The organism is Streptomyces mirabilis, from assembly GCF_018310535.1.
Classification (GTDB): Bacteria; Actinomycetota; Actinomycetes; order Streptomycetales; family Streptomycetaceae; genus Streptomyces.
Genome location: NZ_CP074102.1, coordinates 4471171 through 4487385 on the forward strand (window position 1 = coordinate 4471171; position 16215 = coordinate 4487385).

The following is a 16215-nucleotide window of genomic DNA, read 5'->3' on the forward strand; positions in this document are numbered from 1 at the left end:
ATGGTGCGGTAGTGACAGTTTCATAGTGTTTCGGTGGTCATAGCGTGAGGGAAACGCCCGGTTACATTCCGAACCCGGAAGCTAAGCCTCACAGCGCCGATGGTACTGCAGGGGGGACCCTGTGGGAGAGTAGGACGCCGCCGAACTCATTGTAGGGAGAACCCCCGTACCGGGAAATCGGTACGGGGGTTTTCTGCGTTCGGGATCATTTTTTGGGGCCTCTCGATTCGAGAGGCCCCCTTTTTTGTGGCGGTTACAGCCGTCCCGCTGCCTTGAGTGCCAGATACGCATCCGCGACGGGCACACGGGGCTGTTGTTCGGCCCTGTGTGCCCCTCGCTCGGTTACTTCAGGCGGGACGACGCGACGATCGAGACGATGTGCGCGGGAACGAGCAGCCAGACGATCGCCGTCACGGCCACGGTCACGATCTTCGTCGCCGTCAGGTCGCCGAGCGCCAGGTCGACGATCGCCGTCACGAGCAGCAGGATGGTGCACTCGATGCCGTTGACCAGGCGGTGAAGGCCGACCGCCGAGGTGAGGCGGCGGACCCGGGCGAGGCCGCTGGAGCGCGGAACGACGGACTGGTCGGTGGCCTTCTCCATGCCGCTGTCGGAGCGGGCCACGTGGACGAGGTCAGAGGACGACTTCAGGAGCAGCACGCCGATCGCGGCCGCCAGGCCGGCCACCAGGTAGAGGTTCAGGCCGAGTTGGGCGGCGCGGATGCCCATGCCGACCATGACGGCGGCGTCGGCCAGGTAGGCGCCGAGGCGGTCCAGGTAGACGCCGAGCGGGCTGAACTGGCGTCGCCAGCGGGCCACTTCGCCGTCCACGCAGTCCAGCAGCAGATACAACTGCATGAAGAGGACGGACAGTACGGCGCCGCCCAGGCCGGGGACGACCAGGGCGACTCCGGAGAGTACGCCGGCGAAGACCATGACCGTCGTGATCTGGTTCGGCGAGACGCGGGTGCCCAGCATCTGGCGGGTCACCCGCAGGGAGAGCGATCGCATGTAAAGGCGGCCGGCCCAGTGTTCCGCCCTGCTCTCCAGCTTGCCCGCGGGGTGAATGACCTCGCGGAGTTCCTCTAGTTGGACCTTGGTCATGCGGCTTTCTCCCCTGGGATCAATGTGAGTACAGGGAAGAGCATGACGGGGTCCCGGACGGCGGGGATCGGCAGGGTGGAATTGAGATGAGCGACGTCGGACGCGGAGACTACGGTGGGCTCCATGAACCATGTAATTCGCTCTATAGGCGCCGACGAGTGGCCCGCGGTCAAGGAGTTGCGGCTTGCAGCCCTGAAGGACCCCGTGGCGTATCTCGCGTTCCTGGAGACCTACGAGCAGGCGGCGGCCCGGCCCGACTCGTTCTGGCAGGAGCGGGCGGCAGGGGCCGCCGTGGGGGACGGGGCGCGGCAGTTCGTCGCGGTCGGACCGGACGGGGCGTGGAGCGGTTCCGTGGTCATGCTGGTCGAGAAGGCCGGGCAGCGGGACTTCTTCGATGCCGTGATCGAGCAGGAGCAGGGGCATCTGGTGGGTGTCTTCGTGCGGGCCGAGCACCGGGGGAGCGGTGTGACGGACGCGCTTGTCGACGGCGCTCTCACCTGGGCCTGGGAGCGTGGGCTTGAGCGTGTACGGCTGTTCGTGCACGAGAAGAACGGGCGCGCCGAGGCCTTCTACCGCAAGGCGGGGTTCGTGCCGACCGGGGGATCTGTGGCATCCGAGGGGAACGAGGGGACCCGGGATCTGGAGTTTGTGATCGCCAGGCCGTAGGTGCCGCCAGGTCCTGGGTGTCGTCAGCCCTATGCGTCGTCGTCAGACCGGGAGTTCGTGCTGGGGCCAGCGGGCCCTGGCCTGTTCCTGGGAGCGGAGGAGGGCCAGGGTGGGCAGGCCCTGGTCGGCTCCGGTGGCGAGCAGCTCCGGGAGCTGGGGGAGCGGGGCCACCGCGGCGACGTCGTCCAGGACGAGCGTAAGTGGTGGGTCGAGGCGACCGGAGGATGACCGTTCGGCCATGCGCCGGCCGCGCTCGACCACGCTTGAGGCGAGGGCCGTCAGGAGCGGCATCGCGCCGGGGTGCGCCTTGGGGTCCTCGATGGGTTCACCGACCACATAGAGCGTGCCCCCTTCGTTGACGAAGGAATCCAGTGTGAGGGAGTCACTTCGGTTCGGGGTGCAGGATTCGCGAACGTTGACCGTGAAGAGTACGGACAGGGCGCGGGCCGTCAACTCCTGTGCTATGTCGCGGCGTTCCGGGTGCGAGGTGAGGGCGGCCTCGAGTTCGCCCGCCGCGCCGGAGGCGGCCTTGGGGTTCGTGCGGAGGGCTCGTACGGCGTCCTGTACCTGGCTGCCCTGGGCCCAGCGGTGGACGTGGCGGAAGGCCTTGCCCTCCACCGCGGCGGCGTGCAGATAGCTGCGCAGGAGCGTTTCGGCGACGTCTGCCATGGCCTGGTCGACCTTGGCGGTGGGGCGGACCGGGCCGAGGAGGGCGGTGGCTCTTGACGCGGCCGTCGCCTTGTCCTCGCAGCCGGTGGAGGGGGACCAGTGGAGGCGGGCCGGGGTGTCGCAGAGGTGGGAGGGGTCGTAGAGGAGGACAGGGCCGAGTTTGGCTCTGGCGTCCTTGGTCTCCGACCAGATGGCGGGGTCGGAGGTGACCACCAGGGCGGGGCCGTCCGCGTCTCTTACGGCTTGAGTTGCGGTGGTGTGGCGGGTTGCTGGTGGTGCGAGGATGAGCGCGGCTGTGGCGCGATTTCTTTCCCACCCAGCCACCCGTTTACTGTCCGCTGCCAAGGTGGCCGAGGCGGGCTGCTGTGGTTCCGTCTCTGCGGGTGGCAGCTCCGTCGGTTCCGGCGCTGGGCGCTGCACCGGAACCTCAAGCTGCGCCGGGGTTGGTTCAGGTACCGGAGCGGGGATCGGCGCCGGCGCCGGTCTCGCGTACGCCCCCGCCTTCCGTCTCGCCCGGACCGTACGCCACCGTGCCCACGTCCCCATCACGAAGATGGTCAGCACGACCAGCACCATCAGCTGACCGATGAACAGGCCCCAGAAGAGCCCGTACCCCGAGAGCTGGTCCGCGGGGGTGTCCGGCCAGGCGCCCGTCACGTCGTGCGGGTGCCCGATCAGGTGCCGCAGGGCCAGCGGCGTACGGGCGAAGGTGACCGTGTTCGGCCAGGCGCCGTGGGCGAACCAGCCGGCGAGCCCCGTGGCCGACCAGATCAGGAAGGTCATGCCGAGCAGGAAGGCGAGCACCCCGACCAGCAGGCCGTCCGGGATGCCGCCCTCGCTCTCCGCCTTGCGGCGGTCCCGCCCGTCCCGGCTCATCTCACGCCACCGTGGACTCGGACGAACCGTCGAGATCGGCGAGGTGCTGCTCCACGAAGGCCGCGGCGCGTTCCTCGGCCTCCAGTTCGGCGGCACGCAGCGCGTCGTCGGCGAGGTGGTCGGCGGAGGACTCGGTCATGGCGCGGTCGGTGAAGACGAGGGGACGTTCGGTCTCGGTGATGAGGTGTTTGACCACCTGGACGTTGCCGTTGACGTCCCAGACGGCGATGCCGGGGGTCAGGGTCGGGATGATCTCGACGGCCCACCGGGGCAGGCCGATCACCCGGCCCGTCGCCCGTGCCTCGTCCGCCTTCTGGGCGTAGATCGTGCGGGTGGACGCCATCTTCAGGATCGCGGCCGCCTCCTTGGCCGCCGCGCCGTCCACCACGTCGGACAGGTGGTGGACCACCGCCACGAAGGACAGACCCAGGCGTCGGCCGAACTTCAGCAGGCGCTGGAAGAGCTGGGCCACGAAGGGGCTGTTGATGATGTGCCACGCCTCCTCCACCAGGAAGATGCGCTTCTTGCGGTCGGGGCGGATCCAGGTGTGTTCCAGCCACACGCCGACGATCGCCATCAGGATAGGCATGGCGATGGAGTTGCGGTCGATGTGGGACAGGTCGAAGACGATGAGCGGGGCGTCGAGGTCGATGCCCACCGTCGTGGGGCCGTCGAACATGCCCCTGAGGTCACCGTCGACCAGACGGTCGAGGACCAGGGCGACGTCCAGGCCCCACGCCCGTACGTCGTCTATGGCGACGTTCATCGCCTCGGCCGACTCCGGCTCGGGGTGCCGTAGCTGCTCGACGATGTCCATCAGTACGGGCTGGCGCTCGACGATCGTCTCGTTGACAAAGGCGTGCGCGACCTTGAGGGCGAAGCCGGACCGCTCGTCGAGGCCGTGGCCCATCGCGACCTCGATGATCGTGCGCAGCAGGGCCAGCTGGCCGGTCGTCGTGATCGCCGGGTCGAGCGGGTTGAGGCGGATGCCCATGTCCAGGGCCGCTGTCGGGTCCAGGCGGATGGGCGTTATTCCCAGCTCTTCCGCGATGAGGTTCCACTCGCCGACGCCGTCCTCGCCCTGTGCGTCGAGCACGACGACCTGGCGGTCGCGGAAGCGCAGCTGGCGCAGGACGTAGGTCTTCTCCAGCGCCGACTTGCCGTTGCCGGACTCGCCGAGCACCAGCCAGTGCGGCGCGGGGAGCTGCTGGCCGTACAGCTGGAAGGGGTCGTAGATGTAGCCCTTCCCGGAGTACACCTCGCGTCCGATGATGACGCCCGAGTCGCCGAGGCCGGGTGCGGCGGTCGGCAGGTAGACCGCCTGGGCCTGGCCCGTGGAGGTGCGCACCGGCAGGCGGGTCGTCTCGACCTTGCCGAAGAGGAAGCCCGTGAAGGCGTCTGTCGCGGCGGACAGCGGATCCCGCATCAGAACATCAGCTCCTACCTGCGGATTCCGGTGGCGAACGGCAGTGTGTTGACGAAGGCACGGTGGTGCTCGCGGTCGCACCACTCCAGCTTCAGATACGACTTTCCGGCGGAGGCGCGGATGGTGCGCTTGTCGCGGGCGAGGGCCTCCGGGGAGCGGGAGCTGACCGTGATGTAGCCGACGAGGTTGACGCCCGCCGCGCCGCTCGCGAGGTCCTCGCCGCGCTGGTCCAGGCGGTTGTGGGAGGCGATGTCGCGGGGGTCGACCGTGCGATTCATCTTCAACTGGCGGCTGGCCTCGGCATCGTCGTTCGTCTTCTCCGTCAGCATGCGCTCGATGGCGACCTCGGTGGGTTCGAGATCCATCGTGACGGCGACGGTGCGGATGACGTCCGGGGTGTGGACCAGGAGCGGGGCCAGGAAGTTCACGCCGACCGGGGTCATCGGCCATTCCTTCACCCAGGCCGTGGCGTGGCACCAGGGGGCGCGGGTGGAGGACTCGCGGGTCTTCGCCTGGAGGTAGGTGGGTTCCATGGCGTCGAGCTCGGCGGGCCAGGCATTACGTTTCGTCATCGCCTGGATGTGGTCGATCGGGTGGTCGGGGTCGTACATGGAGTGCACGAGGGAGGCCAAACGCCCCTGACCGAGCGGCTGGCGTACGCGGATGTCGGCTTCCTGGAGACGCGAGCAGATGTCGGTCAGCTCGCGGGCCATGACGACGGCGAGCCCGGCGTCGCGGTCCAGTTTCTTGCCGCCCTGGGGACGGGCGGCGCGCGCCATGGCCTGGGCCTCGGCGGCGAGTTCACGGTTGTAGTGCATGCACGCGACGAGGTAGGCGCGGTGCTGCTCGCTGCTGGTGGACACCATGGACTGGAGCTGGTCGTAGGACTGCTGGAGCCAGGCCGGTGCCTTCTCGTCCCCGCGCTGGGAGACGTCCTTGGCGTGGGCGTCCGGGTCGGCGGGGAGGGTGCGGGCGAGCATCTGGAGGCGGGTGACGAAGCCGTCGCCGTTCGCCACGTGCTTGAGCAGCGTGCCGAAGCGGTCGACGAGGGCCTCCTGGTCCTCGCTGTCGCGCAGGCCGACGCCCGGGCCCTCGATCTCGATCGCGGCGGTGACGGTGCGGCGGTCGGCGTGCAGGAGTACGGCGATCTCGTCGGGGCCGAAGGGGGCCGCGAGCCAGGAGATCCGGCCGATTCCGGGCGGCGGCCCGATCTCGACCTCCTTGCCGTCGAGGCGTGTACCGGCCTCCTGGACGCTGCTGCGGTACGCCGTGCCGCGGCGCAGGTTGCGCTTGTAACTGCGGTTGATCTCGAACCACTTGTAGAACGTGCGGCGCTTGTACGGGACGTACACCGCGGCGATGGCCACCAGCGGGAAGCCCATCAGCAGCACGATCCGCAGGGACAGGACGGGGACGAGCAAGCCGCACATCATGCCGAGGAACGCGCCCGCGATGATGAGCGCGATCTCGCCGGACTCGCGGTTCCGGCCGACGATCGCGTTCGGCCGGGCACGGCCGATCAGATATGTACGGCGGGGCGTGACCGGATGGGACACGTGGGAATCGGTCGTCAACGCCCTTCACCTCCCGTGCGGTTGCTGCTGCTGTTGCGGGTGTTGCCGGTACGTGGTGGGGGTGCGGCGGAGGGGACAGATCCGCCGCCTCCGTTCGGTGTACGGGTGCTGTGGGCGGACACGCCTCCGGAGACGGGGTTCGCGGGGCGCGGCTGGCTGTTGCCGCCGCCTGCACCGCCTCCGCCGTTGTTGTCGGCGCGGGTGCTGTGGGTCTTGATGCCCTGGGCGACCAGGGTGGCGGGGGAGCTGATCACGGCCGCGGCCTTGCCTTCGGCGCCCTGCATGATGCGGTTGTTGCGGCCGCCTGCGATCTCGTCGCCGAAGCCGGGCACGAAGCGGTAGATCATCGCGCTGGCGAAGATGGCGAGCAGGATGATCGCGAGGCCGGAGACGACGGCGGAGAAGGAGTCCGGGCCGCCGTTGGTCGACAGCGCGCCGGCGAGACCCAGCACGATCACGATGACCGGTTTGACCAGGATGACGGCGATCATGATGCCGGCCCAGCGGCGGACGTGGCCCCACAGGTTCTTGTCGACGAGCCCGGCGTAGACGACGGTGCCGAGCAGGGCGCCGACGTACAGCAGGGCGGCGCGGATGACGAGCTCCAGCCACAGGACGCCTGCCGCCAGGATCGACACCAGGGAGACGACGATCAGCATGATCGGGCCGCCGCCGATGTTCTCGCCCTTGGCGAGGGCGCCGGAGAAGGTGCCGAAGAAGGTGTCGGTCTGGTTGCCGGTGGTCTTGGCGAGGACGTCGGTGACGCCGTCGCTGGCCGAGACGACGGTGTAGAGGATCAGCGGGGTGAACGCCGACGCCAGCACCGTGAGCCAGAGGAAGCCGATCGCCTCGGAGATCGCGGTGCCGAGGGGGACGCCTCGCACCGCCCGCTTCGCCACGGCCAGCAGCCACAGGAGGAGGGTGAGGATGGTGGACGCCGCGAAGACCACGGCGTACTGCTGGAGGAACTTCTGGTTCGTGAAGTCGACGTTCGCCGTGTCCTTGACCGCCGCGGAGAGCTTGTCGATGGTCCAGGACGCGGCCTCGGCGCAGCCCTTGGCCAGCGAGGAGAGGGGGTCGAGCGTGGAGGTGGTACCGGGGTCGGTGGTACCGCCGTTGGTGCTGCCCTTTTCGCAGTAGTCCTTCGCGGGACCGCGGATGAGGGCGCAGGCGTCCTTGCTCGGTGATGAAGACGGTGACGGTGACGGTGCAGGGGCAGCCATGGCGCGGGTGGCCAGCAGCACCGCCATGGTCTGTACGGCCATTGCAGCGGCGGCGACTTTGAGTACTCGGCGGCTAGCGGGCATAGGTGAACCCTCCGTACTCTTCGACGGCCTTGGTCATGTCGTCGGCGGTGGAGGCCTTCTGGTCGCGTCCGACCGGGACCGGCCCGTCCTTCTGGGTGAAGTCGGCGACCTTCCAGTCCCCGCTGATCCACTTCAGTTGATACGTCGTCGTGAACCAGCTTTCCGACACGGGGTTCGTGGAGCCGTTGCCGGACAGGCCGAAGAGCGACGTGTACCAGAGCTCGACCGTGGCGCTGTCGGTGCTGGAGGACGTGACCTTGGTGCCTACAGGGATGATCCGTGAGACAAAGGTCTGGCCGGCGGGCGCCCTGCCGTCCTTGGTCAGCCCGATGTTGGTCAGGAACTTCTCGCTGGAGTAGGCGCTGTCGAGATCCGACTGCCGGGCGGCGGCGACTTCAGGGGCGTACACCGTGTTGACGATGGCGTGCCGCTGGTTGGTGTCGAACATGCCGGTCGATCCGAGCGCGACCCCGTAGTTCGTTGCCGCGCTCTGCGCACCCTGCACATCGTGTCTGTACCCCGTGGGGATGCCCCCCGTGTTCGTGTCCACCGGGCGTTGGCCCGAGGGGGCCGTGGGGGAGGTTCTGGTGGCGTTGCCGCCTCCGTTGCCGGTTCCGGAGGAGGAAGAGGAATCGTCTCCTCCACGGTTCGCGAAGGCGATGGCCGCGATGAGGAGGACGACGACGCCGACCACCGTCACCAGGCTCCGCGAGGAGGATCGGCCGCGGCGGGCGCCGCCGTAGACGTCTCCGGGGCGGTCGGGGAGGCGGGTCCGGGTCTGGCCCGTCCCCCCGTATCCGCCGTCGTCGCCGCGGGAGCCGTCCCCGTATCCGGGTTCGTCACCGAGACTCATGTCGCGTACGCCCCCTCAACCTCTTCCTGAACCGCGTAGTACGACGGTAGCCGTGCTGGTTTCCGCGCGGACGCGGTGTGGTGACTCGACATCAGGGAAACGCAACCTCAGCCGGTGGGCACGACGGACGGGTGGTCGGACAGGAAAGGAGGAGATGAGGTGAGGAGCCGGGTGCCCGGCCGAAGCTAGACGGCCATGCCGTACACGATGGTGAAGAGCGTGCCGAGGGAGCCGATGATGAAGACTCCGGTGAGGCCCGCGATGATCAGACCCTTGCCCTGTTCGGCGCTGAACGTGTCGCGGAGCGCCGTCGCTCCGATGCGTTGCTTCGCCGCTCCCCAGATCGCGATCCCGAGGCAGAGCAGGATGGCGACGGCCATCACGACCTGGATCATCGTCTTGGCCTCGTTGCCCAGGCTGCCGAAGGGACCCCAGTCCGGGGCGATTCCGCCGATGATTGTGGTGATGTCGCCCTTGTCGGCTGCGAAAAGCATGTAAGTCACCGCCCCTAGTGGGTAGTTCTGCACCCCCTGCCACTGTGCGCAGAGGTCGGGCCCATTCTCGCCGACAATGCCGCTGTCGTATGTCGACTTGGCGTCATTGATTGGCGGTTTTCGTACGAATCCCTTGTCGCCGGCGTACGCGGGCCCCTTTCGGGAGGCGTGCGACGGTATGCAAAGAGTCGTATGGTCACTCTGTGTATCACGGCTGGTCACGCCGGGCAATGAAGTCGAACCGGAACCTGTGGTGTGGTTCCGTCGTTAACCCCTTCTACGACGAGTGCGGGGCGGTCGCCCCGCCGCTCCTCGCAGCATCCCTGCGTGCCCGTCGCGTTTCTGACGGGTCGTCGAGCCGATGTTCTCCGGGTCGCGCGTCCGCCCGATGTGGACGCGTGGCCGCTGCCTGAAGGCTATCCCCGTCGCCGTGGCGCATGGAAACGGGCCGCGGCTGGTTGCCGCGGCCCGTTCCCCGCACTGCCGGAGGATCCCCACGTCCTCCCCGGCAGTTCCCCCGCTTTCCCGGCAGTTCCCCCCGCTTTCCCGTGCTTTCGGGGGTTTTCCGTGTCTCCGGTGGGTCAGCCGGTGAAGGCCGAGACTCCCTCCGGGGTGCCCCAGCCGGTCGGGCCGTCGTAGCCCGACTTCGCGGTGCACAGGTAGCTGGAGCCGCAGCTGCCGTTGCTGCCGGAGGTGACGTCGTTGAGGGCCGAGGTGCCGGCCGACGCGTAGGGGAAGGACGCCGGGTAGGAGCTGCTGGAGGGGGTGCCGCCGAGGGCGTACACGCCGGCGATGATCGGCGACGACGCGCTCGTACCGCCGAAGGTGTACCAACCGGCCGTGACCCCGTAGGAGTCGTAGACCGAGACGCCGGTGGCAGGGTCGGCGACGGCCGAGACATCGGCGATGGTCCGCTTCGAGCAGCCGGTGTCCGTCTGCCAGGTCGGCTTCGCGTCGTACGAGGAGCAGCCGGAGCCGGTGCCCTCGGTGCTGCTGGTCTCCCAGACGCTCTCGGTCCAGCCGCGGCTGTTGGAGCTGGTGGACAGGGCGGTCCCGCCGACGGAGGTCACGTACTTGGAGGCGGCCGGGTATTCGGCTCCGTAGCCGGAGTCACCCGCGGAGACGGTGATGGCGACGCCGGGGTGGTTGAAGTACGAGGTGTCGTAGGAGGTGTCGGAGGAGGACTCCGAGCCGCCGTAGCTGTTGGAGACGTACTTCGCGCCCAGGGTGACGGCCTCGTTCACCGCCTTGCCGAGGTTGGCCATGGTGGCGGAGGTGGCCTCGACGAGCAGGATGTTGCAGTTCGGGCAGATGGCGCTGGCCATGTCGACGTCGAGGGAGATCTCCTCGGACCAACCGGCGTCACTGGAGGGCAGGGAGGTCGTCGAGCCGGTCTGGCTGACCTTCTTGAAGCAGCCGTTGGCCGTGGTGCAGGCCGACAGGCCGTAGTACGAGCGGTACTTGGCGAGGTCCGCCTCGGCGTTCGGGTCGTTGTACGCGTCGACGATCGCGATCGTCTCGCCCGAGCCGTTGGAGGCGGCGGCGGAGGTCAGGCCGTAGGCGCTCTGGAGGTTGCTCGGACCGTACCCGGACGGGGTGGCGGCGTCGGCGGCCTTCGGGGTGACGGCGTCCGCGTGGGCGTTGGCCTTCTGGAAGGCGGTCGTGCCGCCGGTGACCCGCAGCGCCTTGCAGGCCATCTGGCCCTTCGAGGGGGTGGAACAGGCCGGGCTCCACGTCACCTTGGAGGAGGTGGAGGCGGTCGTGGAGGTGGCCTTGGCGGCCGGGGCGGCGTTCGCGGGGCCCGCGGCGCCGAAGCCGGCGAGGACGAGAGCCGCGGTGCCGGCGGCGGCCGCTCCGATACGGCGCCACCTGCCGCGTATGGCGGGTCTTGCGGGCTCTTGGGGATTCGAGGTACGCAACGGACAGCCTCCTGAGAGTGTTTGACAGGGGCAGTGCGGGTGCGCCGCCGGTGCGGTGTCCCCGGCGGAGGGCCGAGCGGCCCGCCGATGACCATCCTCTTGTTGAGTACGTGACAACAAGAGGCGTCTGGAATCCTGACTTCCGCATTACTGAACGAGGCCGCCGCGTTACTCCTCGATGGCCGCTCGATGGACTGCGGCTGAGCGCCGCTTGACTCAACTCACAGGTAGGTCAAGGGATTTACCAAAGTTTCCGACCGGCTGGACACGATGGCGAACGGGCCGCGGCAGGCTGCCGCGGCCCGTCTCAGGCGCCGCCGGTGGATCCCCACTTAATCCGTCGCCCGGCGGCTCCGTGCCGTACGGAGGGCGAGGCGATCAGCCGGTGAAGGCCGAGACCCCCTCCGGGGTGCCCCAGCCGGTCGGGCCGTCGTAGCCCGACTTGGCGGTGCAGAAGTAGCTCGTGGAGCAGGAGCCGTTGCTGCCCGACGTCACGTCGTTGAGCGCGGACGTGCCGGCCGAGCCGTACGGGAACTTCGCCGGGTACGAGCCGCTGGACGGGGTGCCGGCCAGGGCGTACACGCTCGCGATGATCGGCGAGGAGGCACTGGTGCCGCCGTAGGTGACCCAGCCGGTGCCGTCGCCGTAGGTGTCGTAGACCGAGACGCCGGTCGCCGGGTCGGCGACGGCCGAGACGTCCGCGATCATGCGCTTCGAGCAGGAGGTGTCGGTCTGCCAGGTCGGCTTCGCGTCGTAGGCGGAGCAGCCGGAGCCGGTGCCCTCGGTGCTGCTGGTGTTCCACACCTTCTCGGTCCAGCCGCGGCTGTTGGAGCTGGAGGAGAGGGCGGTGCCGCCGACGGAGGTCACGTACTTGGAGGCGGCCGGGTACTCGGCGCCGTAGCCCTCGTCGCCCGCGCTGACCGTGATGGCGACGCCCGGGTGGTTGAAGTACGAGCTGTCGTAGGAGGTGTCGGAGGAGGACTCCGAGCCGCCGTAGCTGTTGGAGACGTACTTCGCGCCGAGCTTGACCGCCTCGTTCACCGCGGTGCCGAGGTTGGCCATGGAGGAGGACTTCGCCTCGACCAGCGTGATGTTGCAGTTGGGGCAGACGGCGCTGGCCATGTCGAGGTCGAGCGAGATCTCGCCGGCCCAGCCGCTGTCGGCGGTGGGGAGGGAGGTCGTGGAGCCCGTCTGGCTGACCTTCTTGAAGCAGCCGTTGGCGACGGTGCAGGCCGACAGACCGTAGTACGAGCGGTACGCGGCGAGGTCGGAGGCCGCGTTCGGGTCGTCGTAGGCGTCGACGATCGCGATGGTCTCGCCCGAGCCGTTGGAGGCGGCGGCGTCGGTCAGGCCGTAGGCGTCCTGGAGGTCACTGGGGCCGTAGCCGGTGGGGGAGTCGGCGGCGGCCTTGGGGGTGACGGCGTTCGCGTGGGCGTTGGCCTTCATGAAGGCGGTCGTGCCGCCGGTCACGCGCAGCGCGTTGCAGGCCATCTCCCCCTTCTTCTTGGGCTCGGCACAGGAACGGGTCCAGGTGACCTTGGTGGAACCGGCCGTGGCGGCGGTGGCCTTGCTCGCGACGGTCTTCGTCGCGGTCGTCCCGGCCGCCGCGCTCGCGTCGACGGCGGTGCCGAAACCGGCCACCAGGAGGGCGGCGGTGGCGGCGGCCGCGGAGCCGATGCGGCGCCAATTGGTGCGTGCGGCCGATCTGTTGCCGGGTGTGGGGGGTATGGGGGGTGTAGTACGCAACGTACAGCTCCTGAGAGAGGTTGACAGGGGCGGTGCGGGTGCTGTTGCCGTCGGTGTGGTGTCCCGGCGGCCGGGCCGTGTGACCCGCGTAGACACTCGCTTGTTGAGTACGCGACAAACAAGGGAGATCTGGAATTCTGACTTCCGCCATACCGAACCCGGGTGATCGGGTTACCCCTCAATGGCTCCTCGATGGCTGGAAGTTGACGTCGGCTTGACTCGCTTCGCGGATCGGTGTGCATCGGGCGAGGCGCGGGTGGTGACGGCGGACGCCGCCGCCCGTGGGGCCGCGGATCGTACGACCGCGGGGTACACGGGGGCGGCGCCGGCCGAGTGTCGACGGGGCCGCCGACAGTCCCGGGGGCCCGCGTCAGCCCACGGCCGCGGCCAGGACCGAGGCCGTGGCGGCGACGAGGGGGCTGTCTGCGGCGGCGTCCTGCGCGGGTTTGGTGCTGAGGACGGCGAGGGCCACGGGGGCTCCGTCCGGGGTCCAGGCGATGCCCACGTCGTTGCTGGTGCCGTAGTCGCCGGTGCCGGTCTTGTCGGCGATCGTCCAGTCCTCGGGCAGGCCCGCGCGGAAACGGTCGCCGCTGGTGGTGTTGCCGAGCAGCCACGTCGTCAGACGGTCGCGGTCCCGGTAGTGGAGCGCGTCGCCGAGGACGAGCCGGGCGTACGTGCCGGCGATGGCACCCGGGGTGGTCGTGTCCTCCACTCGCCAGGGCTCGGCCGTGTTCAGCTCCGGCTCCCAGCGGTCCAGGCGGGTCTTCGGGTCCCCGAGCGAGCGGCAGAAGCGCGTGATCGCCGTGGGGCCGCCCAGCTCGCGCAGCAGCAGGTTGGCCGCCGTGTTGTCGCTGTAGCGGATCGCCGCGTCGCACAGTTCCCCGACGGTCATGCCGCCTGCCAGGTGCTCCGGCTCACCCGTCTTCGGTGAGTACCCGGCGAGGTCCGCCACCGTGTAGTGGATGCGCCGGGCGAGTGTCTCCCCGTGCCGGTCCAGATCCCGCAGCACGGCCGCCGCCGCGAGCGTCTTGAACACCGAGCAGATGGGGAAGCGTTCCGCCGCGCGATGGCGCACGGTGGCCCTCGTCCTCAGGTTGTACGCGAACGCGCCGATCCTCGCCCCGTGTCGCGCCTCCAGCTCTCGCAGCCGGGCGCGGGTGTCCCGGTGTCGGGGATCCTCCGCGTACGCCGGTCCCGCGCCGAGCGCGAGGGTGGCGGCGGTGGTGGTGGCCGCGGTGAGCAGGGTGCGGCGTGTTGTCGTGGTCCCTAAGATCTCTCGTCCTCCAGTCCTTCCACGAAGTGGTCGAACTCGCCCGCCTGTACGCCCAGGACGAAGGCGTCCCACTTCTTCTGAGTGGTAGTGACGATGTTGGTGGGGTCGCCGGTTTCGCGGATGTGGACCAGGTCGTCGGCGCCGAAGGCGAGTTCGATCCAGGGGCCGGGGCCGGTCGCGTCGTCCGGGGCGGCGCGGACCCAGTGGAGGTCCGGGGGGACGTCAGCCACGGGGGGCTTCCTTAAGGGGTGAGGTGGCGGGCGTGGCGGTGAGTGTCTCGGTCCCTTTCACAGATCGTGGATCAGCTTGTGGATGAAGTCTCGCGAGTGTTCGGGGGCGAGGGACACCGATTCCATCCGGTCGAGGAGGGCGCGGTACATCTGCAACTGGGCTTCGGCGTCGAGGAGCACCGGGCCGTGGGACTGGTCGAGGTGCACGGTGTCGAGCTGGGGGACCGGTCCGCCGGCGTAGAAGACCGACTGGCCGGAACCCGGGAAGGATCCGGTGGCGAACGGGATCACCCTGAGGGTGATGTGGTCCCGCTCGCTCATGTCCAGCAGATGCCGCAACTGGGACTTGGCCACGGTGAGGCCGCCGAACCGCATGCGCAGGGCCGCCTCGTGGATGATCGCCACCAGAGTGGTCGGGGCGTCTTCGAAGAGGACGGTCTGGCGCTTGACGCGGAACGACACCCGGTGCTCGATCTCCGGTGGTGAGAGCTCGGGCACGACGTGCCGCAACAGCTCACGGGCGTGATCGGTGGTCTGCAACAGGCCCGGGATGTGCATCGTGGCCGCGGTACGCAGCCGCCTGGCGTGGTGCTCCACCTCGGCGAGGTCCAGCAGCGCGGCGGGCAGGATCTCGCGGTACTCCTCCCACCAGCCGCGCGAGCGCTCGGAGGTCATGGTGCTGAGCGCGTCGACGAGGGCCTTGTCCGAGCAGTCGTAGTGGCGGGCGAGCGCGCGCACCCGTTCGGCGCTCACGCCCACACGTCCGGCCTCCATGTTGCTGACCTGGGTCTGCTTGATGCCCATGAGTTGACCGGCCCCGGTGGCGGTCAGGCCCGCGCGTTCCCGGAGTTTGCGCAGCTCCGCGCCGAAGCGGAGTTGGCGACCCGTCGGGTTGCTCCTCACGGACGCCTCCGTCTCCTGGATGTCACCGGTCGTCCGCACGAGTGGTAGTGAACCCGATCTCTGCAAACCGGTGAATGAGTTTACCGCTCGCCGCCACCTTCTTACCTGAGCGCCTCGCCCCCCTCCGAACCGTCCGAACCATCGGATCCACAAGTCCCGGCCGGGTTCGGCGATGTTCGTCCACAGGCTGTGGGCAATATGGGGGGCAATGTGATGGGTCGAGTGTCTGTGCGAGGGCCGGAGATGGGCCGTACGGTGGACCTGCCGTCGTGACTCCGTTGGCTCCCACCGGTGACTCATAGGAGATTCTCAGTGTGGTTCCAGGATTTTTCTTAATTCCGTGGGCCAGAGTGTGAACCGATGAAGCGCACCACTCGTCCCCCTGGTAACCGGCGGAACGCTTTGTTCGTCGTGGTCGTGATGCTGGCCGTCACGTCCGCGTCCGTGGCGTCCGCCGATGACGGCCCCGGGCCGTTCGGCGTGACCGTGCAGGCCGACACGAACAAGGCGAGCGCCCGTGTGGGCGCCTTGTTCGGCGCGGGTGACGGCCTGAGCGGGCACTTCTGCACCGCCTCCGTCGTGCACAGCGAGGGGCGGGACCTCCTGGTGACCGCCGCACACTGTCTTGACGGGGGCGGAAAATTGCGGTTTGTCCCGGGTTATCGGGACGGCAAGGCGCCGTACGGGATCTGGGACGTCAAGAAGACCTTCGTCGGTGACGCCTGGACCGGCGGTCAGGACGAGGACAGCGACGTCGCCTTCGCCGAGGTCGCCAAGCAGGGCGCGAAGGACATCGAGGACGTCGTCGGCGGGAACGCCCTCGCCACGGGGCGGGAGACCGGGGCCACCGCCGTCACGGTCACCGGCTATCCCAGTACCCTCGACGCGCCGATCACCTGTACGAACAAACCGACCGTCCACAGCCGCACCCAGCAGCGCATCGAGTGCCCCGCCTTCGCCGGCGGCACCAGCGGCAGCCCCTGGGTGAACGGCGACGGGGCGGTCGTCGGGGTCATCGGCGGCCACGAGGCGGGCGGGGACACCGACGACGTCTCGTTCAGCATCGTCCTCGGGAAAGAGGCCGCGACGCTGTACAAGGCGGCGCGCAAGGCGGGTTAGGGGCGCGCGGGGCGGGTTGGGGGCGCACGGGAGGGTTCGGAGCGTGCGGGAGGGGA

Annotated in this window: 14 protein-coding genes and 1 rRNA gene; 3 read left to right on the forward strand and 12 right to left on the reverse strand. The window is 69.1% G+C overall.

The window, feature by feature from the left end; all coding sequences use genetic code 11:
* The first annotated feature begins 29 nt into the window (after nt 1-29).
* Nucleotides 30-146: ribosomal RNA gene (gene rrf / locus SMIR_RS19780) — 5S ribosomal RNA — on the forward strand.
* A 196-nt stretch (nt 147-342) separates the two neighbouring features.
* Here the strand turns inward: rrf and SMIR_RS19785 are convergent.
* Nucleotides 343-1104 carry a CDP-alcohol phosphatidyltransferase family protein gene (locus tag SMIR_RS19785; RefSeq protein ID WP_168493123.1) on the reverse strand — a complete coding sequence of 254 codons (762 nt, stop codon included), beginning with the start codon at nt 1102-1104 and terminating at the stop codon, nt 343-345.
* Between the two features lie 123 nt (nt 1105-1227).
* Between SMIR_RS19785 and SMIR_RS19790 the strand changes: the two genes are divergently transcribed.
* The gene (locus tag SMIR_RS19790) at nt 1228-1770 is read left to right on the forward strand and encodes a GNAT family N-acetyltransferase (RefSeq protein WP_168493121.1); all 543 of its coding nucleotides are present in this window, start codon (nt 1228-1230) and stop codon (nt 1768-1770) included.
* A 42-nt stretch (nt 1771-1812) separates the two neighbouring features.
* Here SMIR_RS19790 and SMIR_RS19795 read toward each other — a convergent pair whose 3' ends face one another.
* The 11 genes from SMIR_RS19795 to SMIR_RS19845 all read right to left on the reverse strand — a co-directional run bounded on the left by SMIR_RS19795 (nt 1813) and on the right by SMIR_RS19845 (nt 15079).
* On the reverse strand, nt 1813-3315 hold the full coding sequence (locus SMIR_RS19795) for a type IV secretory system conjugative DNA transfer family protein (RefSeq protein ID WP_168493119.1): 1503 nt from the start codon (nt 3313-3315) through the stop codon (nt 1813-1815).
* A 1-nt stretch (nt 3316) separates the two neighbouring features.
* On the reverse strand, nt 3317-4741 hold the full coding sequence (locus tag SMIR_RS19800) for an ATP-binding protein (RefSeq protein ID WP_168493117.1): 1425 nt from the start codon (nt 4739-4741) through the stop codon (nt 3317-3319).
* Between the two features lie 14 nt (nt 4742-4755).
* Entirely contained in the window at nt 4756-6297 is a 1542-nt protein-coding gene (locus tag SMIR_RS19805; RefSeq protein WP_101407984.1) for an SCO6880 family protein, read from the reverse strand.
* Between the two features lie 14 nt (nt 6298-6311).
* Entirely contained in the window at nt 6312-7622 is a 1311-nt protein-coding gene (locus tag SMIR_RS19810; protein WP_168493115.1) for a hypothetical protein, read from the reverse strand.
* Nucleotides 7612-8475 (reverse strand): DUF8175 domain-containg protein, encoded by an 864-nt coding sequence (locus SMIR_RS19815; RefSeq protein ID WP_168493113.1) that lies wholly within the window; start codon nt 8473-8475, stop codon nt 7612-7614. Before SMIR_RS19815 ends, SMIR_RS19810 begins: the two co-directional genes overlap by 11 nt.
* 185 nt (nt 8476-8660) lie before the next feature.
* Entirely contained in the window at nt 8661-8969 is a 309-nt protein-coding gene (locus SMIR_RS19820; RefSeq protein ID WP_054232206.1) for a DUF8827 family protein, read from the reverse strand.
* A 581-nt stretch (nt 8970-9550) separates the two neighbouring features.
* Entirely contained in the window at nt 9551-10888 is a 1338-nt protein-coding gene (locus SMIR_RS19825) for a S53 family peptidase (protein WP_168493111.1), read from the reverse strand.
* Nucleotides 10889-11266: 378 nt separating this feature from the next.
* Entirely contained in the window at nt 11267-12634 is a 1368-nt protein-coding gene (locus SMIR_RS19830; protein ID WP_249938440.1) for a S53 family peptidase, read from the reverse strand.
* A gap of 370 nt (nt 12635-13004) precedes the next feature.
* Nucleotides 13005-13907 carry a class A beta-lactamase gene (gene bla, locus SMIR_RS19835; protein WP_168501139.1) on the reverse strand — a complete coding sequence of 301 codons (903 nt, stop codon included), beginning with the start codon at nt 13905-13907 and terminating at the stop codon, nt 13005-13007.
* Nucleotides 13901-14137 carry a DUF397 domain-containing protein gene (locus SMIR_RS19840; RefSeq protein WP_168493109.1) on the reverse strand — a complete coding sequence of 79 codons (237 nt, stop codon included), beginning with the start codon at nt 14135-14137 and terminating at the stop codon, nt 13901-13903. The genes bla and SMIR_RS19840 overlap by 7 nt, the downstream gene beginning before the upstream one ends.
* Before the next feature lie 57 nt (nt 14138-14194).
* Entirely contained in the window at nt 14195-15079 is an 885-nt protein-coding gene (locus SMIR_RS19845; protein WP_249938441.1) for a helix-turn-helix domain-containing protein, read from the reverse strand.
* A gap of 321 nt (nt 15080-15400) precedes the next feature.
* On the opposite strand from SMIR_RS19845, the gene SMIR_RS19850 reads away from it, so the two are divergent.
* The gene (locus tag SMIR_RS19850) at nt 15401-16159 is read left to right on the forward strand and encodes a trypsin-like serine peptidase (protein WP_168493105.1); all 759 of its coding nucleotides are present in this window, start codon (nt 15401-15403) and stop codon (nt 16157-16159) included.
* The last annotated feature ends 56 nt before the right edge of the window (nt 16160-16215 follow it).

Excerpts from the sequence above, each read along its gene's own strand:
- SMIR_RS19790 (WP_168493121.1), top strand. The coding sequence starts at position 1,228 with ATGAACCATGTAATTCGCTCTATAGGCGCCGACGAGTGGCCCGCGGTC.
- SMIR_RS19795 (WP_168493119.1), bottom strand. The coding sequence starts at position 3,315 with ATGAGCCGGGACGGGCGGGACCGCCGCAAGGCGGAGAGCGAGGGCGGC.
- SMIR_RS19815 (WP_168493113.1), bottom strand. The coding sequence starts at position 8,475 with ATGAGTCTCGGTGACGAACCCGGATACGGGGACGGCTCCCGCGGCGAC.
- SMIR_RS19850 (WP_168493105.1), top strand. The coding sequence starts at position 15,401 with ATGAAGCGCACCACTCGTCCCCCTGGTAACCGGCGGAACGCTTTGTTC.
- SMIR_RS19800 (WP_168493117.1), bottom strand. The coding sequence starts at position 4,741 with ATGCGGGATCCGCTGTCCGCCGCGACAGACGCCTTCACGGGCTTCCTC.
- SMIR_RS19810 (WP_168493115.1), bottom strand. The coding sequence starts at position 7,622 with ATGCCCGCTAGCCGCCGAGTACTCAAAGTCGCCGCCGCTGCAATGGCC.
- SMIR_RS19820 (WP_054232206.1), bottom strand. The coding sequence starts at position 8,969 with ATGCTTTTCGCAGCCGACAAGGGCGACATCACCACAATCATCGGCGGA.
- SMIR_RS19785 (WP_168493123.1), bottom strand. The coding sequence starts at position 1,104 with ATGACCAAGGTCCAACTAGAGGAACTCCGCGAGGTCATTCACCCCGCG.